The sequence below is a fragment of the Pseudomonas sp. LP_7_YM genome (assembly GCF_004364435.1).
Lineage (GTDB): Bacteria > Pseudomonadota > Gammaproteobacteria > Pseudomonadales > Pseudomonadaceae > Aquipseudomonas.
This window is the reverse complement of sequence record NZ_SOCT01000016.1, coordinates 50613-73920: the sequence shown is the minus strand read 5'-3', so window position 1 is coordinate 73920 and position 23308 is coordinate 50613. Positions and strand designations below refer to the sequence as shown.

The following is a 23308-nucleotide window of genomic DNA, read 5'->3' as shown; positions in this document are numbered from 1 at the left end:
TTCGCAGCGGCAAGCGGGCGGCGGCGATCATGAGTTTGATCCAATCGGCGCGCATGAATGGGCACGATCCGTATGCCTATCTTAAAGATGTGCTGACGCGGTTGCCGACGCAGCGAGCGAGTGAGATTGAGCAACTGCTGCCGCATCAGTGGGTATCTGCTTAAGTCGTGCAAGGTGACTTCGGCGGACGCTTACGCGCATTGCGCGGCTTTTGTGTTTCTGGGTGGATATATTCACCCGTTCAACGGTCTGTAACCCCATGAACACACCCACGCTCCTACTGCGCCGTATCCTGCGTCCTCTTCTGGACCCGTACCGCCGTTATCGTCACGCGCGTTATATCCACGCCGGGCGCATTGTGGTCGGTCTGTTGGTTTCGATACTGCTAACGACCGGCATCAATCTGCCTCACGGTGAGTGGGCGTCGGTCACAATGCTGATCGTGATCGGCGGGTTGCAGCATCATGGCAATATCGGCAAGAAGTCGGTGGAGCGCGCATACGGGACGTTGATCGGAGCAGCGCTGGGATTGGCGGTGGTGGCGCAGGAGAGTTATCTGGGCATGCCGCTGCTGACCTACCTGATCATGTCGTTGATCTGCGGTTTCTTCGCGTATCACGCCATCGGCAAGGGCGGTTATACCGCGTTGCTGTCGGCGATTACGCTGTTCATCGTTGCTGGGCATGGGGATAACCCTATCACTGACGGCCTTTGGCGCACGGTGGATATTCTGATCGGCATCGGCCTGGCCCTGGCGTTTTCTTTCGCGCTGCCGCTGTATGCGGTGTATTCGTGGCGCTACAACCTGGCCAGTGGTCTGCGCGATTGCGCCAAGGTGTATGAGCGCATCAGCAGCGGACAGTCGATTGCGGCCGATGAACACCGCAAGCTGACCGCACGACTGAACGGGACGATGCTGCAATTGCGTTCGCTGATCCCTTCGGTGTCCAAAGAGGTGAAGATCTCACTGGTCGAGCTGGACGCCATCCAGGGGCATTTCCGCATGTGCCTGAGCACGCTGGAAATCCTCTCGAATCTGCGTCCTGCGGACATGGGCAATGTGGGTATGAACGCGGAACAGCGCCGGATTCGGCGCATATTGGTCGGCATGGCGCGGGCTCTTCAGAGCGGCGCTACAGAGCGTCTGGATCGCCCGACCGAGTCTCTGGCGATGGGCCCGGAAAACCCTGCCGTCTCAGCGGAAGTATTGGGCTATCAGTTGATGAATCGCCAACTGGCGCTGAATATCGAAGGGCTTCAGCAGCGGCTGGCGAAGACTGCGAATAAGTGGAAGATCTGAGCCTTTTTATATCCCTCGCCTGATTTCATCGCACTAGAGCCATCGCCGAACTGAATGCAAATGCATTCGCAAGAATGCTGGCGGCTGCGAATAGAGCTGCCAGTTCGCATCGAAAATGATCTCGTGCACAGATCCCACCCTTGATCAGCCGCCAGCAGTGCCGACATACCAGGGCCGGTTGCGCGGTGGCCGCGCAGGTAGATAGATAGGATGCTGGATCGCGTGGCACCGGATTATAAAAGTTAAGGTTTCTGTCGCGCAGCAAAAGCGCCCCCCTGCGGAAATAAACGCGCTCTGGGTCGACATCGGATGAAGAGCCATCACATCAGCAGCAGATGCCGGTTCTGTAAGTCAGCCCTCGTGAGCTCGCAGGATGATTGTTGCACCTGAATATCTCCCGGTCGGCCACAGAATCTCCTACCATCACCTGCTTGCCGATGGAGATTCGCCCTTGTCCGATAACCGCCCTCCTGCCCTCGATGACATCGACCGTCAATTGATCGCTGCGCTGCAGATCAACGCTCGCGAGCCGGTCGCCAATCTCGCCCGCCAGTTAGGCATCGCCCGCACCACTGTAACGTCGCGGCTGGCTCGTCTGGAAAAGGCCAGAATCATCACCGGCTATGGCGTGCGGCTGAGTCAGCGCCTGGTCGATGGCGGCTTGCAGGCTTATGTCGGAATCACCGTGCAGCCCAGGTCCGGCAAGGAAGTGCTGCGCCGTTTGACTGCTCTGGCGCAGGTACAACAGTTGTGCGCGGTGAGTGGAGAGTTCGATTACGTGGCTTGGCTGCGCACCGATTCGCCAGAGCAACTGGATCAGTTGCTGGACCTGATTGGCAGCGTCGACGGGGTCGAGAAGACCACGACGTCGATCATCCTTAGCAGCAAGATTGATCGTGGGCAGCCGGTCTAGTCCACGCACATGCGCCACGTGAGCGTGTATCATCGTCGCAATTCACTTTCACATCGTCACTTTGCTTAAAAACTCTACAGAACGACGACACTCTGCATCTTATTAACGTCTTAACACTTATTTAAACTTTCCTTTTTCGCGTCACAGTCGAACAAGGTCAGTCATGAAGAATAATCGCCACCCCGTCGACGGCAAAAAACCGATCACCAGTTTTGGCCCGGATTTTCCTTTTGCCTTCGACGATTGGATTGAGCATCCCGCAGGCCTGGGCAGTATTCCGAACGACAACCTTGGCAAGGAAGTGGCCATTGTCGGCGCAGGTATTGCCGGTCTGGTCGCAGCGTATGAGCTGATGAAGCTCGGCCTCAAGCCAGTCGTATACGAAGCTTCGAAAATGGGCGGGCGGCTGCGTTCACAGCAGTTCGAAGGTGCCGAAGGCATCATTGCCGAGTTGGGTGGCATGCGTTTTCCGGTGTCGTCCACGGCGTTCTATCACTACGTGGACAAACTGGGGCTGGAATCAAAACCCTTCCCCAATCCGCTGACCGCTGCATCCGGCAGTACGGTGATCGACCTGGAAGGCAGCACGCATTACGCACAAAAGTTGTCGGACTTGCCTGCGCTGTTTCAGGAAGTGGCTGACGCCTGGGCCGATGCACTGGAAGATGGCGCGCAATTCGCCGACATTCAGCAAGCCATCCGTGATCGTGACGTGCCGCGCCTCAAAGAGCTGTGGGACAGACTGGTGCCGTTGTGGGATGACCGCACGTTTTATGACTTCGTCGCCACTTCCAAGGCCTTTGCCAAGCTGTCCTTCTATCACCGCGAAGTGTTCGGCCAGGTCGGGTTCGGCACCGGTGGCTGGGACTCTGACTTCCCCAACTCGATGCTGGAAATTTTCCGCGTGGTCATGACCAACTGCGACGATCATCAGCACCTGATCGTCGGTGGCGTGGGTCAGGTGCCGATGGGCATCTGGCGGCATGCCCCCGAGCGCTGCGCCCACTGGCCGCAAGGTACCACCCTCTCGAGCCTGCATCGTGGCGCGCCGCGAACCGGTGTGAAACGCATTGCCCGTGCTGCCGACGGGCAATTCGCGGTCACCGACAATCTGGGTGATATCCGGCACTATGATGTGGTCCTGGCGACCTGCCAAAGCTGGTTGCTGACCACTCAGATCGAATGCGAGGAATCACTGTTCTCGCAGAAAATGTGGATGGCCCTGGACCGCACGCGCTACATGCAGTCGTCCAAAACCTTCGTGATGGTCGACCGCCCGTTCTGGAAGGACAAAGACCCGGAAACCGGCCGCGACCTGATGAGCATGACGCTCACCGATCGCCTGACCCGTGGCACGTACCTGTTCGACAACGGCACTTACGCCAATGGCGTGGAAAAGCCAGGGGTGATTTGTCTGTCGTACTCGTGGATGAGCGATGCGCTGAAAATGCTGCCGCACCCGGTGGAAAAGCGCGTCAGCCTGGCACTTGGCTCGTTGAAGAAGATCTATCCGAAAGTGGATATTGCCGCGCGTATCATCGGCGATCCGATCACTGTGTCGTGGGAATCCGATCCGCATTTTCTCGGTGCCTTCAAGGGCGCGCTGCCGGGTCACTATCGCTATAACCAGCGGATGTACGCACATTTCATGCAAAAGGACATGCCCGACGAGCAGCGCGGCATTTTCATCGCCGGTGACGATGTGTCCTGGACCCCGGCCTGGGTCGAGGGCGCGGTGCAGACTTCGCTGAATGCGGTGTGGGGCATCATGACCCACTTTGGGGGCAAGACTCACACCCAAAACCCGGGGCCAGGCGATGCGTTTCATGAGATCGGCCCGATCGCTTTGCCTGAATAAAGGAAACCCTGATGCGCGTAGCCCTCTATCAATGCCTGCCACTGCCGCTGGAAATCCGCAGCAATCTTGCGCGCCTCAAGGCACAGGCAGCCGCGGCCTCGAAGCAAGGCGCCGCGCTGCTGGTTTTCCCGGAGATGTTTTTGAGCGGCTACAACATCGGCGCCAAGGCCGCGCGGGCATTGGCGCAACCCAGCGACGGAGACGCTGCGCTGGAGGTTGCCGAGATAGCCAAGACCAACGGCATTGCGATTCTGTACGGCTACCCTGAGCTGAGCGCCGATGATCAGGTCTACAACGCCGTGCAGTTGATTGACGCGCAAGGCTCACGACGCTGCAATTACCGTAAGACGCATCTGTATGGCGAGCTGGACAAATCCATGTTCAGCGCCGGCGACGAGCATTTTCCTATCGTTGAACTTAACGGCTGGAAGCTGGGGTTTCTCATCTGCTACGACGTGGAGTTTCCTGAGAACACACGCCGGCTGGCATTGGCGGGGGCTGACCTGATTCTGGTGCCGACCGCCAATATGGCGCCCTATGACTTCGTTTGCGAAGTCACCGTGCGTGCCAGAGCCTTCGAAAATCAGTGCTATCTGGTCTATGCCAACTACTGCGGCAGTGAGGGCGACATTCATTACTGCGGTTTGAGCAGCATCAGTGCACCGGACGGCAAGCAAGTCGGGCTTGCTGGACAGGAGGAAAGGTTGGTGGTGGTGGATCTGGATCGACAGGCGATAAGCGAGTCGCAGGCGATCACTACCTATTTCAAGGATCGACGACCGGGGTTTTATTTGGGACTGGTCAAACACTGAGTCCGGGCGATATCCCGACAAAGGCTGATCGTTGCGAAACGCCTCTGTCGGTAGTGCTTCCGCATCGCGAATCAATTCGCGCCTACAGGGCATTTGTGCAGTATCAGGTGATGCGCACAGCCCTACGTCACGTCCTCTGTAATCCGCTAGCATGAGCAGTCTCTTTCCTTCGCCATTGCGGAAATCGTCATGCCTGCGTCCCCTTCCCCCGCCCATCGCTCCCTGACGCTGTCCAACGGGTTGCGCCTGGTGCTGTGTTCGGCGCCAAGGCTCAAGCGATGTGCAGCGGCGTTGCGGGTGGCGGCGGGCAGTCATGATGTCCCGCCCCAATGGCCGGGGCTCGCGCACTTTCTTGAACATCTTTTCTTCCTTGGCACTGCGCGCTTCCCTGCCGAGCAGAACCTGATGACCTACGTCCAGCGTCACGGCGGGCAGGTCAACGCCAGCACCCGCGAACGCACCACCGATTTCTTTTTCGAACTGCCTCCTGGGGCATTTGCCGGTGGGCTGGAGCGTTTATGCGAAATGCTCGTTCATCCGCGTATGACCAAGGCCGATCAGCTGCGTGAGCGTGAAGTCCTGCACGCCGAATTCATTGCATGGGCACGAGACATCGCCGCACGCGATCAATTGAAACTTCTCCAGCCGTTGTCCGCGTTACACCCTTTACGCTGGTTTCATGCGGGCAACCGTTACAGCCTGCCGGTTCCTCGTCCGGCATTTCAGCAGGCATTGCAGGATTTTTATCGGACCTTCTATCAAGCGGGCCAGATGACGTTGAGCCTCGCGGGTCCGCAACCGCTGGATGAGCTACACGCAGTGGCGGCCACGTTCGGTGGATATTTCACTGAAGGCAGCCAGGTTGAGCAGTTGAAACCTCCTGCACTTGTCGATGATCAGCTCGTACCGCAAATACAGACCGATCCTCGTCGGATGCACCTGATTTTCCCCTGCGAAGGGCTTCCAGTCGGTCACGAGCACGCCGCCGCCTTTCTCTGCACCTGGATGCACAACGCACAAGCGGGAGGGCTGGCCGCGCAGTTGCGTGATCGCGAGTTGATCGAGTCGTTTAAGGCCGAGGTGTTGTATGAGTTTGCCGGGCAGGCTTTGCTGCACATCGAGGTTGTCCTTACTGAGAACATTGCATACCTGCCCACGATAAGGCCAAGCCAAACAGCAGAGATCCACCGTCTGATCTTCAGTTGGCTGACTTTCTTCAAAGCCCACCATCGCCAACTGCTGGACGAATACACGCTGCTTGAAACGCGTCGGCTTGCAGTCCTAAGTGCACTGCCCCTGGCCCGTCACTACAGTGCTTCAACCTGCAAGTCCGGTCTTTCGCATCAGGCGATACGCGCACTCGAGGTCCTGCTCGATACTCTCGTGCCGCAATCACTGCTTCAGGCAGCACCTCAATTGCCAAAAGCAGCCTGTGCGGATGCCGAATGGCGTCTGCCCCGGCCCAATCCGTTTCTGTACCCGTCCAACGCGCATTTCCTCCAAACGCCAGCCCCGGCGTCGCTGACCTTCAGCGACAGGATGCCTGCCACTGACGAGGGCACCCTTTACCTGCGCTGGACGCTCTCGACCCCGCAGCCAAACCTGCACCTCATGCTCAACGACAGCCTGCAAACCTTGATTGCCGACGCCGAACAAGCCGGAGTGAGACTGGCGTTCAGCGCTTACGGTGACCATTGGCAGCTGCAGGTAAGCGGCTTGGCAGAACCGCTTCCCGCCGTCCTCGAACAGGCGTTAAACCGGCTGAGCAGTCCCGACAGCCAAACCCGAACACGTTACGGGCAATCAGCCATAGGGCCTGCCTCAATCCCGATTCGACAACTGCTCAAGACACTGCCTGATCATTTTTTAAACAGCCTATGCAGTGCACCAACAGACAACCTGCACAGCGTTTGGGAAACGGCGCGCTGGGTCGGCTTTGCGACGGGCATTCAAGGCGCCAGCCGAGCGGCTCTGATTAACGCCCTGCGCGCGACTCCCGGCACACCTGACGATCAACCGATAACGTTACCCGCATGCACGACGAAGCGTTGGGCAACCGAACCTTCAGACTCATCGGAACAGGCTGTGCTGATGTTTTACCCAACACCGTCTGCAAGCATCGAAGACGAGGCCATGTGGCGCTTTTTTGCTCACGTGGTGCAAGGGCCGTTCTATCAGCGTTTACGCGTCGAACTGCAGTTGGGCTACGCGGTTTTCAGCGGTTTCCGACAGATTGCCGGGCACGGCGGAATGCTGTTCGGGGTGCAGTCCCCCAACGCCAGTGCGATGCAGCTGGCCGAACACATCACGACATTCATGGAGACATTGCCCGGGCGGGTCGAAACGGCCGATATCCCGGCGCAGCGATCAGTCCTGTTAAGCCAGCTCGATCCATTGACCATGGACACTCATCAGGCCGCTGAAATGCTCTGGCAAGCTCATCTCGCCGGGCACGCTGCAGACTACGCGGCGCATCTGCAACATTCTCTTGCACATCTTCATCTTGATGAGTTGCTTGAATCGGCCAGAAGAATCGCTCGTCCTGAAGCCTTTGTCTTCGGTTTGTCCAGCCCCCCCTGACCCTTGGACTCAAAGGCTTTAACGCCCGTAATCATTGCCGTAAATGCAAAAAGCTTTATCGGATATTTGATCATCGGCAGCGCGATATTTTTAGTAACATAGCCCCCTAAGCATTTGAACGTCTCCTCTTGCAGGTGTACTAAAGAAGTGCTCACCCACCGCTGCACTCACCCGGAAGGAGTTTCCTATGTCGTGGACCAAACCTGCTTATACCGATCTGCGTATCGGCTTTGAAGTCACCATGTACTTCGCAAGCCGTTGATTTCTGCGCGGTGAAAAGCCTCGGTTCGCCGGGGCTTTTTTGTTACAGCATCAAAGATTTCAGGGCGCGGCGTTCTGGCGCAACAGTGGGCGCCATTGCCCCATTCGGTACGGAGTACACATGCACATCCAGATTCTCGGCTCGGCTGCGGGCGGCGGTTTTCCTCAGTGGAACTGCAACTGCGTCAACTGCGCAGGCTTTCGCGACGGCAGCTTGAGGGCTCATGCCCGCACGCAGTCGTCCATCGCCCTGTCAGATGACGGCGTTAATTGGATCTTGTGCAACGCCTCCCCGGACATCCGCGCCCAGTTGCAAGGCTTCGCCCCCATGCAGCCCAATCGCGGCCTGCGTGACACCGGGATCAGCGCGATCATTTTGATGGACAGCCAGATTGACCACACCACCGGCCTGCTTAGCCTGCGCGAAGGTTGCCCGCATCAGGTCTGGTGCACGGAGATGGTCCACGAAGACCTGAGCACCGGCTTCCCGCTGTTCAACATGCTCAAGCATTGGAACGGCGGCCTGGTCTGGAATCGCATCGAGCTGGAAGGCAGCTTCGTGATCCCGGCCTGTCCGAACTTGCGCTTTACTCCCTTCCCACTGCGCAGCGCCGCACCGCCCTACTCGCCACACCGATTCGACCCACACCCCGGCGATAACATCGGGCTGATGGTCGAAGACCTGAAAACCGGCGGAAAACTGTTTTACGCGCCGGGTCTGGGCAAGGTCGATGATGCCCTCATGGAAAAAATGAGCGGCGCCGACTGTCTGTTGGTAGACGGCACGATGTGGGATGACGACGAGATGAAACGCCGCGGGGTGGGCACTCGCACTGGCACAGAGATGGGTCATCTGGCGCAGAACGGCCCGGGTGGCATGCTGGAGGTGCTGGAAAAGCTGCCTGAACAGCGCAAAGTGCTTATCCACATCAACAATACCAACCCGATTCTTGATGAAGACTCCGCTGAACGCGCCGAACTGGCCCGCCAGAACGTTGAAGTGGCCTTCGATGGCATGAGCATCGAGCTTTGAGATTGATGAGTCCGAGCATCGAAGGAACCGCGCAAGCGAATTCATTCGCGGAAGATGCCCCAGCCAACCATCGGGTCGACTGTACGGGCGCACCGCGAATGACCTCGCTCCCACAGGGTCAGCCATAAATTCGTAAGGAAGACTGCCGACATGAGCGAAGCAACGCCGCTTTCCCCCGCTGAATTCGAACAGGCCTTGCGTGCCAAGGGCGCGTACTACCACATCTACCACCCTTTCCAGGTGGCGATGTATGAGGGCCGTGCGACCCGTGAGCAGATTCAGGGCTGGGTCGCCAACCGCTTCTATTACCAGGTGAATATTCCGCTTAAAGACGCGGCCATCCTGGCCAACTGCCCGGACCGTGAAATCCGTCGCGAGTGGATTCAGCGCCTGCTGGATCACGACGGTGCGCCCGGTGAAGACGGCGGTATCGAGGCTTGGTTGCGTCTGGGTCAAGCCGTAGGGCTGGACCCAGACCAGTTGCGTTCGCAGGAATTGGTGCTGCCGGGCGTACGATTTGCCGTCGACGCCTATGTGAATTTCGCCCGGCGCGCCAACTGGCAGGAAGCGGCCAGCAGCTCGCTGACCGAATTGTTCGCGCCGCAGATCCATCAGTCGCGCCTGGACAGCTGGCCGCAGCATTACCCGTGGATCGACCCGGCAGGCTATGAATATTTCCGCACCCGTCTGGGTCAGGCCCGGCGTGACGTGGAACATGGCCTGGCGATCACCCTGCAGCACTACACAACGTGGGAAGGCCAGCAGCGCATGCTGGAAATCCTGCAGTTCAAACTCGACATTTTGTGGAGCATGCTGGACGCCATGAGCATGGCCTACGAGCTGCACCGTCCGCCCTACCATAGCGTCACCGATCAACGGGTCTGGCATAAAGGAATCGCCCTATGAGCTTCAACCGTGAACAGGTGCCAAGCTGGCGTCGGGGTTATCGCTTCCAGTTCGAACCGGCGCAGAATGGCCACGTGCTGTTGTACCCGGAAGGCATGATCAAGCTCAACGAGAGCGCGAGTGCGATTGGCGGTTTGATCGACGGCCAGCGCAGCGTCGGCGCAATCATTGCGCTGCTCGACGAGAAATTCCCCGGCGTTCCCGAGCTCGGTCAAGACATCGAGCAATTCATGGAGGTCGCGCGTGTTGAACACTGGATCGAACTTACCCCCATCACTGGCCAATGAGCCTGCAGTGACTGAGCCGCACGTCCCTATTCCACCGACACCCCCCATCGGGCTGCCGCTGTGGCTGCTCGCCGAGCTGACCTATCGCTGTCCGCTGCAATGCCCGTATTGCTCCAACCCGCTGGACTTCGCAAAACAGGGCCAGGAACTGAGCACCGAGCAATGGTTCAAGGTCATGGCCCAAGCACGGCAGATGGGCGCGGCGCAGATCGGCTTCTCCGGTGGCGAACCTCTGGTGCGTCAGGACCTGGCCGAATTGATCGGCGAAGCCCGCCGACTGGGCTTCTACACCAATCTGATCACCTCTGGCATCGGCTTGACCGAGCAGAAGATCATCGATTTCAAGGAAGCAGGTCTGGATCATATTCAGATCAGCTTTCAAGCCAGCGATGAGCAAGTAAACAACATGCTCGCGGGCTCGAAAAAAGCCTTCGCGCAGAAGCTGGAAATGGCTCGGGCAGTAAAAAAGCACGGTTATCCGATGGTGCTGAATTTCGTGACCCACCGGCACAACATCGACAGGATCGACAAGATCATCGAGTTGTGTGTGGCACTGGAAGCGGACTTCGTCGAGCTGGCCACCTGTCAGTTCTACGGCTGGGCGCAACTGAACCGCGTCGGCTTGCTGCCGACCAAGGATCAGTTGGTACGTGCCGAGCGCATTACCAACGAATATCGCGTCACGCTGGCGGCCGAAAATCATCCGGTCAAATTGATCTTCGTCACCCCCGATTATTACGAAGAGCGCCCCAAGGCCTGCATGAATGGCTGGGGCAATCTGTTCCTGACCGTGACCCCGGATGGCACTGCGCTACCTTGCCACGGCGCTCGGCAGATGCCGATCCAGTTCCCCAATGTGCGCGATCACAGCATGCAACACATCTGGTACGAATCCTTCGGCTTCAATCGCTTTCGCGGGTACGAATGGATGCCCGAGCCTTGTCGGTCTTGCGACGAGAAGGAGAAGGACTTTGGAGGTTGCCGCTGTCAGGCCTTCATGCTCACCGGCGATGCGAGCAATGCGGACCCGGTGTGCAGCAAGTCGCCGCAACACAGTCTGATCACCCAAGCGCGCGACGAAGCCGAGTATGCTAGCCAGACCATCGAGCAACTGGCCTTCCGCAATGAACGAAATTCTCGCCTCATCGCCAAATCCTGACCTGTTCTCTGCCGCTCAGGCCGTGGCGGCTGGCACCGATTTTGCCGAACTGAGTGTCAGCCCCGCCGGCCTCTTCTGGAACGAATATCGTCCGCAGGACGCAGCGTCGCGCATCTGGCGCTGGAGTAATGGTGCAACCACGTGCCTGACCCCGGACGGTTTCAGCGTGCGCAGCCGGGTCTACGAATACGGTGGCGGTTCGTTCTGCCTGACCGATGAGTCGCTGGCGTTCGTCAATGAGGCCGATCAGCAGATCTACCTTCAACCCTTTGATGCCCATACCCCGCAAGCCCTGACCCAAAGCGATAAACGCTATGGCGATGTGCGGTTCGCGCGTGGGCAGATTCTGGCGGTTGAGGAAGATCATGACGTGCATCGGCTTGTGGCGATTGACCTCGCGGATGGCCAACGCCATGTACTAGCCGAGGGTGCCGATTTCTATGCCGCGCCAACGCTGAGTCCCGACGGCAATCGGCTGGTATGGGTCGAATGGTGGCGCCCGCATCAACCCTGGACATCGACCAGACTGCTGAGCGTCGAACGTCAACCGGATGCCAATTGGGGTCGTCCGCACTGCCTGGCCGGCGGACTGGGGCTTGAAGCACTGCAACAGCCGCGCTTTGATGCACAAGGCCAACTGTATTGCCTGACCGACCGCGCAGGTTTTTGGCAGCCATGGGTCGAGACGCTGGAAGGCTTCGAAGCATTGCCCGCTGCCGAATCCGACCACGCGCCGGCTCCCTGGCAACTGGGTGGCTCAAGTTGGCTGCCGCTGAATGAGGGCGCCTACGTGGCCAGTTGGTCGCAAGACGGGCTCGGGGTGCTGGGTGTGCGCTTGCCCGACGGCTCGTTTGAAGATTTCAGTGGGCCCTACAGCCGTTTCCGCAGCCTGGCGCTGGATGATCAGTACATCTATTGCATCGCAGCGTCTGCCACGAGCCCGTCCGCCGTCCTGGCGATCAGCCGCGCTGACAAAAGCGTGCAGGTCATGGCTGGAGGTATAGCGCCCTTGCCCGCCGAGCGCATCAGCCTCCCGCAAACCCTGCGCTACCCCAGCGGTTCGGGCGAGGCCCATGGGTATTTTTATCCTTCGATGACCGGCGACGAAAAACCGCCACTGGTTGTATTCATCCATGGTGGGCCGACTTCGGCTTGCTATCCGGTGCTCGACCCGCGCATCCAGTTCTGGACGCAACGCGGGTTCGCCGTCGCTGATCTCAACTACCGTGGCAGCGCCGGTTATGGCCGCGCCTATCGACAAGCGCTGTTCCTGGAATGGGGCGTAGTGGACGTCGAGGACGCCTGCGCGGTGGTCGACTACCTGGGCAATCAGGGCCTTATCGACCCGAGCAAGGCGTTCATTCGCGGCGGCAGCGCGGGTGGCTATACAACCTTGTGCGCGTTGGCGTTCAAGGATGTGTTTCGCGGTGGCGCCAGTCTCTACGGTGTCAGCGATCCATTGGCGTTGGCCAAGGCAACGCACAAGTTCGAGGCAGATTATCTGGACTGGTTGATCGGCGATCCGGACACAGAGATCGCCCGTTATCAGGAACGCACGCCGTTGCTGCACGCCAACCAGATCAAGGTGCCGGTGATCTTCTTTCAGGGCGAACTCGATGCCGTGGTTGTCCCTGCCCAGACCCGCGATATGCTCGCCGCATTACTGGACAACGGCATCCCCGCCGAAGGCCACTTCTACCCTGAAGAACGTCACGGCTTGCGCAAAGCCAGTAATCAGGCCCACGCGCTGGAAACTGAATGGGCTTTTTATAGGAAGGTGATTGATGGTTAAGGCAACGGCTTAAATCGGCAGGCCCATGCCCTCTGGGGGCGAAATCATTCTGGGGGTCATCCGCCGAGCAGTCGTGCAGGTGATAAATCTCCATCGGCTGGGCTATTTTCCGCCAATGAATTCGCTCCCCAACAAGCTTGATCCTCCAGCATGAGGCTGCAGATTTGGAGGCCGTTCTGGACGAAGGTTTTGGGTTCGAAGCAGTCATCGTTGACCGACTCACCTGAGGAGGCGAAAGGTGGCAGCTGTGCGAGGGTTAGCGAACCGGCCTCAAAGATACCGGCAGACCTGAGGGTCTCCGACGCACAGCCGCCATGACACGCGCCTCAAGCAGAGCTTAAGGCAAGAGGCAAACGCTGATGCGCTTTGAGAGATCGGATCGCTAAATCCGGTCATTGATTACAACGACGGGGCGAAGACCAGCGCGGGCTATACGGGTGGACAACCCAGCGGCTTGAATTCAGAAGCGTCCTACAGTCCAGCACACTTTCGGACTTTCGGATGCCGCCAGCTGATAGCCAAGCGGGACTAACAATCTGTGCCTTAGCCAAGGCGCGCACCGAACGGGGGTCGTACTTACTTGCGGCTGGCAATGATGTAGACGGCGTGAATGATGCCGGGGATGTAGCCCAGCAGAGTCAGCAGGATGTTGAGCCAGAATGCGCCAGCGAAGCCGACTTGCAGGAACACGCCCAGGGGTGGCAGGAGGATAGCGAAGATGATGCGGATGATGTCCATGGGTGAAGCTCCGGATTGGGAAATGGCCTACTCGGGCCATACAGCTAATCGACCCTGCGCCGCTACAGGGGTTCCACCCTGCGCGGTGGCCGAATCGTCACTCTCTGGATAAAAAACGCCCCACACCCAGGTCTCCGGTGCAGGGCGAGCGTAAATAACGCAAGACGGTATGAGGTGGCGGCAGGTCCGGTCAGGCCATCAGGCCGGTGGGGACAGGTTGACGCAGCGCTTTAGCTGGCGGGGCCACTGGGGTGGGACGAGAGATCGGCTCATGAACATAGCCCTGCAGCTCTTCGATCTCCGCCGTGCAGGCATGCCCCCGAGCGAGCAAGGCCGAGCATCGCGGGCTGCAGCTGGAGTAATCGCCCAGCACGAGGATATCGGCGCGCACGTTGTAGGTATCTTCGCAAAAAAGGCCGCCACTCTGGCCGCGTGTGCCCCGCGTTTCGTGAAGGATCAGCAAAATATTCAACTCGCGGCAGAGCCTCTCTACGCCCTGAACATAGGCATGCGATGCGGGTGTCACGACGCTGTCGCCCTGCATCGGCTCAAGGATGATCGCCACGGTCCGGGAGTCGACAGCCGCCTCCATCGCCAGCAAGTCATTGAACGGCACGCGACGGAAGTCGCTGACCATCGATTCGATCAACTCATCGAAACGTCCGCCGCAGGCGACCACCACCCCGCACTCGCCACGTCGATGACGCTCGCCCCACTGCCGCGCGAGCGTCATGGCTGCGGCGCAGGCCTGCTGCTCGGCTACGAAAAGCCCGGATTGGTCACTGTCTGTCCGTTGGCGCAGACGCTGCAAGGGAGACAATAAAGGGGACTGCTCGCGCGCACCTTCTTTGGCAACACAATTGCGCAGCAGTCTGGACAGATTCATGCGCGCAGCCCTTCCAGTGGCAGCCCCAACAGACGATCGCTCCAGTCCTCGATGCGACCGGTGCGCAGACGTTTCAAGGCGATGTCGCGCCAGCGGGAAGACAAGGCCGGGCAATCGACCAGTTTTTTCAGACCCGCGTGCTCCAGTGGTTCCTGATAGAAACTGCGTAACGCCCAGGCCACGGTCAAGCCGGGATAACTGCGCTGAATCAGTTCGAACGAATCCTCAGGCTTGACGAAGCCGGGCTTGAGCACTCGATAAACCCAACCGCAGCGGCCAGTGTCCTGCGCGTGTTGCGGCAGTCCTTCGATGCCCCAGCGATGGCTCAACCGATAACACGGCGAGCGCGGCTGACTGATCTGCAGCAGGGCCCCGCCCCAGCGAAACATGTCGCCCAGGCAGACATGCTCTTCAGTCAGTCCGTGGGACGAAAGATTCTCGCCGAACGCTGGCGCGCACCAGTCAATGGCCGGGTAGCGCTTGCGCCAATAGCGGTAGTGCTCGGCGGGATAGTGATGCAGGGCGCGTTCGGGCCCGGTGTGAAAGCGCGGATCGCCGTGCTCGTCGTTGCCCAGGCCCTGAGGCCACAGCCATACGCGTCCATCCATTCGATGCTTGTCGATATCGCTGATCAGTCCATGACCCAGACTTTTCGCTTTACCTATGTAAACGCCTTCAAGCTGGACATTGTTCATCGCGCGGTATGGCCCTGCAGCCCCTTTGATTTGGGCGTAGACTATGCGCCAGCTAGCCGGACAACCATTTCGATTTTCCAGCCATTTCGATAAGAATCACTTATGGATTTCCGTCAACTGCGCTATTTCGTCGCGGTCTACGAAGAAGGCCATGTGGGGCGCGCCGCCGAGCGGCTCTCCTTGTCGCAACCGGCGCTCTCACAGCAGATCCGTTTGCTCGAGCACAGCCTCGACGTCAGCCTGTTCGAGCGCAGCAGCAAGCGCCTGCTCCCGACACTCGCAGCTCACACGCTTTATAACCACGCAGTGCCATTGCTTGAAGGCATGCAGCGTGCTCGCGACGCGTTGCGCAACTTCAAGGGACAATCACAAAGAACCTTGGCCATTGGCGTGATGCAAACGGTGCATTCGAGCCTGGTGCCGCAGATGCTTGAGCAAGTGCGCAAGGCACAGCCTCACCTGGTGGTGCAGATCTACGAGCTGAGCGCGATGGAAATTGAGCGCCGCCTGCTCAACGGTTCGCTGGACATCGGCATTAGCTACCTGCCGCCGCGCCAGCCGGGGTTGCATGGCCTGCTGCTTTATGAAGACGAACTCAAGGTGGTCATTCCCGCCAATCATCCACTGCGTGAATTCAGGAAAGTTTCGGTGAGTCAGGCCGCTGAACTGCCGATGCTGCTGCTCGGGGAAGAATTTCAGGTGCGGCAGATCTGGCAGACGCAACTGGCCAATCTGGGGCGTCGTCCGCATGTACAGGCTGAGCTGAACAATATGTCGGGGATTCTCGACAGTCTTGCGCACATGAAGCTGGCCACGGTACTTCCGGGGCGCGCGCAGGATATTCAAGAAAACGATGAGTTGTTATGGAAGCCGTTGAGCGAGCCTCGGGTACCGTTGCAGATCGGACTAGTGTATCGCGATGCACAAAGGCAGCAGGCAATGGTGGAGTTGCTCAAGTCGGTGCTCGATGAAGTCGAGAAACCGACCGTGGATGGGCTGTCACAGCCCAAGGCGATTTCCTGAAGCCAGATAAAAGAAAACCCCGCCGAAGCGAGGTTTTCCAGACTGTTTCCCTTTTGACTTCCCTTTCTTCCCGCCATCCTGGCAGGCATTCCCTACGTGTCCCTGTTATCTGTTTGCGCATCCTGCGCTACGTCCATGTGTGTAGATTAACTTTGGATCCCATACCGCGATAGAGCAGATTGTCATCGCGTCGTGTAAGCAAAAGCTTACACGAACCCTCCGCCGTCAGAATTGTGACGCCTGGAGCAGATACAGCGACTCACTGCCCGCTTTGACCGATGCTGCAAGCGACTGAATTCTGGGCAGCATGCGTGCGAAATAGAAACGCGCGGTGCCCAGCTTGCCGGCGTAGAAGTCCTCCTCATCCTTGCCCAGCGCGGCCTTCGCCGACATCGCCCACATGTAGGCGTATGCCGTGTAACCGAAAGCGTGCAAATACTCCACCGACGCTGCGCCGATTTCGTTGGGGTTGCTTCGCGCGCGATCCAGTATCCAGTCAGTCAATTCATCCAGGGTGGTCAGCGCTGCGGCCAATGGTTTGGTGAACTCTCCCAGCGAGGGGCCGGACAACTCAATGAAAGCGCGGACTTCATCAGAAAACAGCCGGTAATGCGCCCCCTCGCTGCCAACGATCTTGCGGCCCAGAAGATCCAGCGCCTGAATGCCGTTGGTGCCCTCGTAGATTTGAGTGATGCGCACATCACGGACCAATTGCTCCTGGCCCCACTCACGGATGTAACCGTGGCCGCCGAACACTTGCTGACCGAGGATGGTGATGTCCAGCCCCATATCGGTCAGGAACGCCTTGGCAACCGGTGTCAGCAATGCGACCAACCCATCGGCGCGCTGGCGCACATCAGCGTCTTCGCTGTATTTGGCAGCGTCCAGTTGCAGAGCGACATAGGTAGAAAACGCACGTCCGCCCTCGTTCAGGGCCTTCATGGTCAGCAGCATGCGCCGCACGTCAGGGTGCACGATGATAGGGTCGGCAATAGTGTCCTTGGACTGCGCGCCGGTCGGCGCCCGACTTTGCAGGCGGTCACGGGCGTATTCGATGGCGTTCTGATAAGAGCGCTCGCCGGACGCCAAACCCTGAATACCAACGCCCAAGCGCTCGTAGTTCATCATCGTGAACATCGCCGCCAGCCCTTTGTTTGGCTCGCCGATCAGATAGCCTTCTGCCTGATCGAAGTTCATTACGCACGTCGCGGAGGCCTGGATACCCATTTTGTGCTCGATGGAACCACAGGACACCGCGTTGCGCTCGCCCAGGCTGCCATCACTGTTGACGAAGAATTTCGGCACCAGAAACAGCGAAATGCCCTTCGGGCCAGCAGGCGCGTCCGGCAGTTTGGCCAGGACCAGATGGATGATGTTTTCAGTCAGATCGTGTTCGCCACCGGTAATGAAGATCTTGGTGCCGGTGATCTTGTAGGTGCCGTCGGTCTGCGGCTCGGCCTTGGTGCGGATGATCCCAAGGTCGGTGCCGGCATGCGCTTCGGTCAGGCACATCGAACCGGCCCAGATACCGGCGTACAGATTCGGCAGGTAAGTCGCCTTGAGCTCTTCGCTGGCGTGGGTGTTGATCGAGACGCAGGCGCCCGAGGTCAGCATCGGATAAAGGCCGAAGGCCAGGCTTGATGAGTTGACCATTTCCTCGACCTGAGCCGAAACAGCCTTGGGCATGCCCATGCCGCCGAACTCGGGATTGCCGCCAACCCCCACCCAGCCGCCCTCGGCGTAGGCCTGGTAAGCCTTGACGAAGCCTTGCGGCGTGGTCACCACGGTGTCGTTCCAGTGGCAACCTTCTTCATCGGCTGCGCGGCTGAGCGGGGCCACGGATCTGCTGGTGACCTTGCCCGCCTCTTCTAGAATCGCCTCGACAGTTTCGGCATCCACTGCCTCGGACAGCTCCGGCAGCGTGGCCCAGAGTCTGGAGACTTCGAACACTTCATTGAGGACGAAGCGCATATCGCGCAAAGGCGCTTTGTAGTCAGCCATGGCAAACCTCGCAAACAGCAACAGATACCCGAAAATGAGACGCCGCAGACCGTGAGCAGCATCAATGTGTCAGTGAGTCGGAGTGTACAGGAACGCCATTTAAGACACATAGGGTCAAGTAGTGACTACAAGACAATTTTCGGTCACATATTTCCCGCGCGCACGAGAAAGACCCACCCGCAGACAAAGGTCTCTGACAATAAAGAAGAAGGACGACGCGATCAGCCAGCAGCAGCCATTCTTTCGGCGCCGCGCCTGTTGGTTTGACCGTAGGCAATAACGCAATTTCGGCCCGCGCCTTTGGCCGCATAAAGTGCCTGGTCCGCAGCTTTGAGCACCTCGTCGGGGTTGCGATGCTCCGCCTGACGCTCGGCTACCCCGATACTGACGGTCACCGACACCACCGATGCCGGTGAACCTGCGCGACGTTGACGACCTTGCAGATCGTCCTGTGGCCGGTTGTCCTGATTACGTAAATGGATAGCGTAGTTAGCGATGGTCTCGCGGATGACTTCCAGATGCGGCATGCACTCATCCAGCGTCTTGCCCGCAAAAACGATCGCGAACTCTTCGCCCCCGTAACGATAGGCCCGGCCGCCGCCGTTGGTGATTTTCGATAACTTGCTCGCCACCAGACGCAGCACCTGGTCGCCGACATCGTGGCCGTGGGTGTCGTTGAATTTCTTGAAATGGTCGACGTCACTCATTGCCAGCACGTAGTTTCGGCCCAGGCGCTGCATGCGCTCGTTGAGCGCCCGTCGACCCGGCAATCCTGTCAGCTCATCGCGGAAGGCCATTTGATAGGCCTCATGAGCGACCGCTGCGGCGATCATCAGCATGACCTGACTGCACATGATGTTCAGCGTAAAGGGCAGGATGAAGGTTTTCGGCAAGGCCCAGAACAACCCCAACAGCCCCACCAGTTGAGCGGCATGCAACGGCCTGGGCTTGCGAATGTACTGGACGAGCAGCACGGCGAAGGCAATGAGGAAGGTCACGTAGGAGAGCTGAATAAGGCTCATCCATTCGCCATGCAGCGAGGGCCAGCGAATGTCGGCCAGCCACGCCAGCAGGCTTTGCGGGAAGCTCTGTTCAAGCCCCAAGGCAACGCTGCCGACGGCGACAAGCACCGCCAGCCGCGCGACAAGGTCCTGAAGCAAATGGGTACGCTCTTCCCAGGCAGCGAACAACCCAAACATGACGGGCAGCAACAGGCAACAAAGATGGAACACCACTGCGGCGTCTTCGCGGACTTTGCCGTTGTCGCGGTAGTAATCGGTCTGGGTATCGAGCAGGAAATAGGCGATGTACACCGTAATCGTCAGGAACAGTTCACGCTGGCGCTTATAAACGATGCAGTAGGCACCGCCGAGCAACAGAACCAATGTGGGCAGCACGTTGAACAGCGAGGTGAAGAACACGTTGAGGTCCTTCACGTACGCAGCCGCAAGTCCGGCGATCAACAGCGCCAGTGAAGGTAGAAAATGGCTGAGGTGTGCAGCTGACGGGCGCAGCAAAAGGACTGACTCCTACCCATAACGAACGTGTGTAAATTAAATGGCATTGTGCCTGTATCGACCGGATAGCGAATTTGATGAGGAAAATTGTGAGACAGGTCACTGTTTTTCCGTCAGTGCCCGTATCCGCGCGGTATCGGTTGAGCTGCCTGACAGGCACAAAAAAGCCGCCTGCCCCGAAGGACAAGCGGCTTTAAGGTAAAACAGGCCGGTGACTCAGTAAGCCAGGCCGAAGTGCTCTTCGTTCATGTCCATCAGGTTGCTGGCACCTGACAGCATGGCCGCAACATGTGTGCGGGTACGCGGCAGGATGCGCTGGAAGTAGAAGCGCGCAGTCTGCAGTTTCGCGGTGTAGAAAGCTTCTTCGCTGGTGCCGGCTGCCAGTTTCTCGGCTGCAATGCGGGCCATGTCAGCCCAGAAATACGCCAGGCATACGTAGCCTGAGAACATCAGGTAATCCACCGATGCGGCACCGACTTCTTCGCGATCTTTCATGGCGGCCATGCCGACCTTCATGGTCAGGTCGCCCCACTCCTTGTTCAACGCAGCCAGCGGGGAGACAAATTCGCTGACCGCTTCGTTGCCTTCCTGCGCCTGGCAGAATTTGTGGACGATCCTGGTAAAGCCCTTCAGCGCCTCGCCTTGAGTCATCAGCACTTTACGGCCCAGCAAGTCGAGAGCCTGAACGCCCGTAGTGCCTTCGTACAGCATCGAAATACGGCTGTCGCGCACGTTCTGCTCCATGCCCCATTCCGCGATGAAGCCGTGGCCGCCGTAGATCTGTACGCCGTGGTTGGCGGATTCGAACCCGACTTCTGTCATGAACGCCTTGGCGATCGGGGTCATGAACGCCAGCAGGCCATCGGCTTGCTTTTTAGCATCAGCGTCATCGCTGTATTTGACAATGTCGACCTGCTTGGCGGTGAAGTAAACCATCGCCCGAGTCCCCTCGGCGAACGCCTTCATGGTCAGCAGCATGCGACGCACGTCCGGGTGGACGATGATCGGGTCAGCGGCCTTGTCCGGCGCTTTCGGGCCCGTCAGCGAGCGCATCTGCAAACGTTCACGGGCGTATTTCAGGCCGCCCTGAAAGCCGACTTCAGCGTGGGCAAGACCTTGCAACGCGGTACCCAGACGCGCCGTGTTCATGAAGGTGAACATGCAGTTCAGGCCCTTGTTCGGCGGACCGATCAGAAAGCCGGTGGCGCTGTCGAAATTCATTACGCAGGTAGCGTTGCCGTGGATGCCCATCTTGTGTTCCAGCGAACCACAGCTCACTGCGTTACGCTCGCCGACGCCGCCGTCAGCCGCCGACAGGAACTTGGGAACGATGAACAGCGAAATGCCTTTGGTGCCTGAAGGCGCGTCGGGCAGACGGGCCAGCACGATGTGGACGATGTTATCGGCCATGTCGTGTTCGCCAGCGGAGATGAAAATCTTGGTGCCGGACACCTTGTACGAGCCATCTGCCTGAGGCTCGGCCTTGGTGCGCAACATGCCTAAGTCAGTGCCACAGTGAGGCTCGGTCAGGCACATGGTGCCGGTCCACTCCCCCGAGACCAGTTTGGTCAGGTAGGCATCCTGTTGCTCAGGCGTGCCATGCTCGGAGATGGTGTTCATTGCGCCATGGGACAAGCCGGGGTACATGCCCCACGACCAGTTGGCCTCGCCGACCATTTCACTGACCGCCAGACCCAGCGACTCAGGCAGACCCTGACCACCATGAGCGACGTCGTGGGCCAGACTCGGCCAACCGCCTTCGACGAATTGTTTGTAGGCTTCTTTGAAGCCGGTCGGCGTCTTAACGCCCGATTCGCTCCAGGTGCAGCCTTCGGTATCACCCACACGGTTCAAGGGCGCCAGTACCTGCTCACAAAACTTGGCACCTTCCTCGAGAATGGCGTCGACCATGTCAGGCGTGGCGTCCTGGCACGCTGGCAGGCTCTGATAGTGCGCTTCATAGCCAAGCAGCTCGTCACGAACGAAGCGAATATCACGCAAGGGGGCCTTGTAATCAGGCATAGCGATAAACCTCTGCTGATGAATCCTGGAGTTGGATGACCGTGTGGTCACTGCGGGGACTTGCCCCTTACACCGAGAGTTGTTCTTTGGTCGGCGGTCAAACAGGTGTTTGAAACATACGTTTACGCCCATTTCTTGTCAAGGGTGCGTCACGCACCTTTCATCGTGGACGTCTGAACGTCGCGCAATATGAAGCGCAGAATTCCGGCTCCGAACGAATAGTAGAGGTTAAGTCCAGTTGAGCGGACCTGCACGCAGGCGGCAGAGCACTGGGATTCGCCCGCTTGATGGGCGCTATTCGGAGGGGAAGCACATACGCAAACGTGCGCCGAAGCGCACGTTGAAAGGAGACATATTTCGAAGAGTAATCAGGCGAAGGTGTCGATCAGCGTGCCAAGCATTTCATCGGCGGCCTTTTCGACCTTGACGCCCGCCTGGACCTGAATCTTGCCCTCGGTCAGTTCAACGACATTGGTGGCCATGTCGGAACGTTGCGGGCGATCGACCGAACGCAGGCGCTCAAGCTGAAAGTCCGAAGACTGGCTACGACCCGACACTTCGGTGGCTGGGCTGGCCAGCTGAGTGGCGGCCTGGTCGACACGGTCCTGCCCGACCTGAATGGCGCTCAGGCCTGGATACAGCGTGTTGTTCAGCGAGATTTGCATCAGCAGGACCCTCTGTTCATAAGCGAACAAGGCCATTAAACCAGCAAACGCCACGAAGCATTTAGCAAACGGACTAATGGCATTACGCCTTGTGACGTGGATCACATTGCCGCGATCCCCCGCAGGCAAATGCGCAGTCCGCAGCAAGCTCACTCATCCAGCAATTCCAGGTGCAAATGCTCGGCAACCATTTCCGGGGTAGCTTTCTTCATGTAGGGCACGCGCCCCAGACACGGCGCCGGCAGACGCTCGGCCAAGGTGGCGAGATTTTCTTCCAGGCGCGACGTTTTCGGGTCGATGACGTTAGCCACCCAGCCCGCCAGTTGCAGACCGTCGTTAGCGATGGCTTCGGCAGAGAGCAACGCGTGGCTGATGCAACCCAGACGCACGCCCACCACCAGGATCACCGGCAACCCAAGCGCGATTGCCAGATCGGACAAGTTGGCCTGGTCCGCCAACGGCACGCGCCAGCCTCCCGCACCTTCGATCAGGGTGAAGTCGGCCTGTTTTTCGAGAATGTGGCGCATGGGCCCAAGCAGAGATTGCACGGTCAGCGCGATGCCCGCTTCACGTGCCGCCAGATGCGGGGCGATGGCCGGTTCAAAAGCCACCGGGTTGACCTCGCTGTACGTCAACGCAATCGAACATTCGGCGCGCAAAGCCACCGCGTCGGCATTGCGCAGGCCCTTGGGCCTGACATCGCAGCCCGAGGCCACGGGTTTGCCCGCCGCCGTGCTCCGTCCGGATTGTCGCGCCGCACACAGCAGTCCTGTGGCAATGGTGGTTTTGCCAACATCGGTATCGGTTCCCGCGATGAAATAAGCAGCACTCATCTTGGCGACCATCCGTTTATAAGTTTC

The 23308-nt window shown here is 58.9% G+C and carries 21 protein-coding genes; 13 read left to right on the top strand and 8 right to left on the bottom strand.

Annotated elements, in window-relative coordinates; translation table 11 throughout:
• The 12 genes from EC915_RS23110 to EC915_RS23055 all read left to right on the top strand — a co-directional run.
• On the top strand, nt 1-164 hold a 164-nt coding region (locus EC915_RS23110; protein ID WP_133752829.1), incomplete at its 5' end, for a transposase domain-containing protein.
• Nucleotides 165-259: 95 nt separating this feature from the next.
• Nucleotides 260-1300, top strand: coding sequence for an FUSC family protein (locus EC915_RS23105; RefSeq protein ID WP_133752828.1), 1041 nt, complete (start codon nt 260-262; stop codon nt 1298-1300).
• Nucleotides 1301-1751: 451 nt separating this feature from the next.
• A complete protein-coding gene (locus tag EC915_RS23100) occupies nt 1752-2213 on the top strand; it encodes an Lrp/AsnC family transcriptional regulator (protein ID WP_133752827.1) in 462 nt (153 codons plus the stop codon).
• Nucleotides 2214-2376: 163 nt separating this feature from the next.
• Nucleotides 2377-4071, top strand: a complete 1695-nt coding sequence (locus tag EC915_RS23095) for an NAD(P)/FAD-dependent oxidoreductase (RefSeq protein ID WP_133752826.1) — start codon at nt 2377-2379, stop codon at nt 4069-4071.
• Nucleotides 4072-4082: 11 nt separating this feature from the next.
• Nucleotides 4083-4883, top strand: coding sequence for a carbon-nitrogen hydrolase family protein (locus EC915_RS23090; protein ID WP_133752825.1), 801 nt, complete (start codon nt 4083-4085; stop codon nt 4881-4883).
• Nucleotides 4884-5072: 189 nt separating this feature from the next.
• Complete coding sequence (gene pqqF, locus EC915_RS23085) at nt 5073-7463, top strand: pyrroloquinoline quinone biosynthesis protein PqqF (protein WP_133752824.1); 2391 nt, start codon at nt 5073-5075, stop codon at nt 7461-7463.
• A 187-nt stretch (nt 7464-7650) separates the two neighbouring features.
• Complete coding sequence (gene pqqA / locus EC915_RS23080) at nt 7651-7725, top strand: pyrroloquinoline quinone precursor peptide PqqA (RefSeq protein ID WP_003422658.1); 75 nt, start codon at nt 7651-7653, stop codon at nt 7723-7725.
• Between the two features lie 120 nt (nt 7726-7845).
• Nucleotides 7846-8757 (top strand): pyrroloquinoline quinone biosynthesis protein PqqB, encoded by a 912-nt coding sequence (pqqB, locus tag EC915_RS23075; RefSeq protein ID WP_133752823.1) that lies wholly within the window; start codon nt 7846-7848, stop codon nt 8755-8757.
• A gap of 150 nt (nt 8758-8907) precedes the next feature.
• Nucleotides 8908-9663, top strand: a complete 756-nt coding sequence (gene pqqC, locus EC915_RS23070) for a pyrroloquinoline-quinone synthase PqqC (protein ID WP_133752822.1) — start codon at nt 8908-8910, stop codon at nt 9661-9663.
• The gene (gene pqqD / locus EC915_RS23065; RefSeq protein WP_133752821.1) at nt 9660-9950 is read left to right on the top strand and encodes a pyrroloquinoline quinone biosynthesis peptide chaperone PqqD; all 291 of its coding nucleotides are present in this window, start codon (nt 9660-9662) and stop codon (nt 9948-9950) included. Before pqqC ends, pqqD begins: the two co-directional genes overlap by 4 nt.
• Before the next feature lie 7 nt (nt 9951-9957).
• On the top strand, nt 9958-11109 hold the full coding sequence (gene pqqE / locus EC915_RS23060) for a pyrroloquinoline quinone biosynthesis protein PqqE (protein ID WP_133752820.1): 1152 nt from the start codon (nt 9958-9960) through the stop codon (nt 11107-11109).
• Complete coding sequence (locus tag EC915_RS23055; protein WP_133752819.1) at nt 11075-12901, top strand: S9 family peptidase; 1827 nt, start codon at nt 11075-11077, stop codon at nt 12899-12901. The genes pqqE and EC915_RS23055 overlap by 35 nt, the downstream gene beginning before the upstream one ends.
• 576 nt (nt 12902-13477) lie before the next feature.
• Here EC915_RS23055 and EC915_RS23050 read toward each other — a convergent pair.
• From EC915_RS23050 to EC915_RS23040, 3 genes are all read right to left on the bottom strand, one after another.
• The gene (locus EC915_RS23050) at nt 13478-13639 is read right to left on the bottom strand and encodes a YqaE/Pmp3 family membrane protein (RefSeq protein WP_092410636.1); all 162 of its coding nucleotides are present in this window, start codon (nt 13637-13639) and stop codon (nt 13478-13480) included.
• A gap of 190 nt (nt 13640-13829) precedes the next feature.
• Nucleotides 13830-14525, bottom strand: a complete 696-nt coding sequence (locus EC915_RS23045) for an aminotransferase class III-fold pyridoxal phosphate-dependent enzyme (protein ID WP_133752818.1) — start codon at nt 14523-14525, stop codon at nt 13830-13832.
• Nucleotides 14522-15220: an MOSC domain-containing protein gene (locus EC915_RS23040; RefSeq protein ID WP_133752817.1), complete on the bottom strand. Its 699-nt coding sequence runs from the start codon at nt 15218-15220 to the stop codon at nt 14522-14524. Before EC915_RS23040 ends, EC915_RS23045 begins: the two co-directional genes overlap by 4 nt.
• Before the next feature lie 102 nt (nt 15221-15322).
• Between EC915_RS23040 and EC915_RS23035 the strand changes: the two genes are divergently transcribed.
• The gene (locus EC915_RS23035; protein WP_133752816.1) at nt 15323-16243 is read left to right on the top strand and encodes a LysR family transcriptional regulator; all 921 of its coding nucleotides are present in this window, start codon (nt 15323-15325) and stop codon (nt 16241-16243) included.
• Between the two features lie 225 nt (nt 16244-16468).
• Here EC915_RS23035 and EC915_RS23030 read toward each other — a convergent pair whose 3' ends face one another.
• From EC915_RS23030 to bioD, 5 genes are all read right to left on the bottom strand, one after another.
• On the bottom strand, nt 16469-18244 hold the full coding sequence (locus EC915_RS23030; RefSeq protein ID WP_133752815.1) for an acyl-CoA dehydrogenase C-terminal domain-containing protein: 1776 nt from the start codon (nt 18242-18244) through the stop codon (nt 16469-16471).
• Nucleotides 18245-18465: 221 nt separating this feature from the next.
• Nucleotides 18466-19761 carry a GGDEF domain-containing protein gene (locus EC915_RS23025; protein WP_133752814.1) on the bottom strand — a complete coding sequence of 432 codons (1296 nt, stop codon included), beginning with the start codon at nt 19759-19761 and terminating at the stop codon, nt 18466-18468.
• A gap of 216 nt (nt 19762-19977) precedes the next feature.
• Nucleotides 19978-21783, bottom strand: coding sequence for a phenylacyl-CoA dehydrogenase (locus EC915_RS23020; protein WP_133752813.1), 1806 nt, complete (start codon nt 21781-21783; stop codon nt 19978-19980).
• Nucleotides 21784-22151: 368 nt separating this feature from the next.
• Nucleotides 22152-22448 (bottom strand): pyrroloquinoline quinone biosynthesis protein PqqE, encoded by a 297-nt coding sequence (locus tag EC915_RS23015; protein WP_133752812.1) that lies wholly within the window; start codon nt 22446-22448, stop codon nt 22152-22154.
• 149 nt (nt 22449-22597) lie between these two features.
• On the bottom strand, nt 22598-23281 hold the full coding sequence (gene bioD, locus EC915_RS23010; protein ID WP_133752811.1) for a dethiobiotin synthase: 684 nt from the start codon (nt 23279-23281) through the stop codon (nt 22598-22600).
• Between the last annotated feature and the right edge of the window lie 27 nt (nt 23282-23308).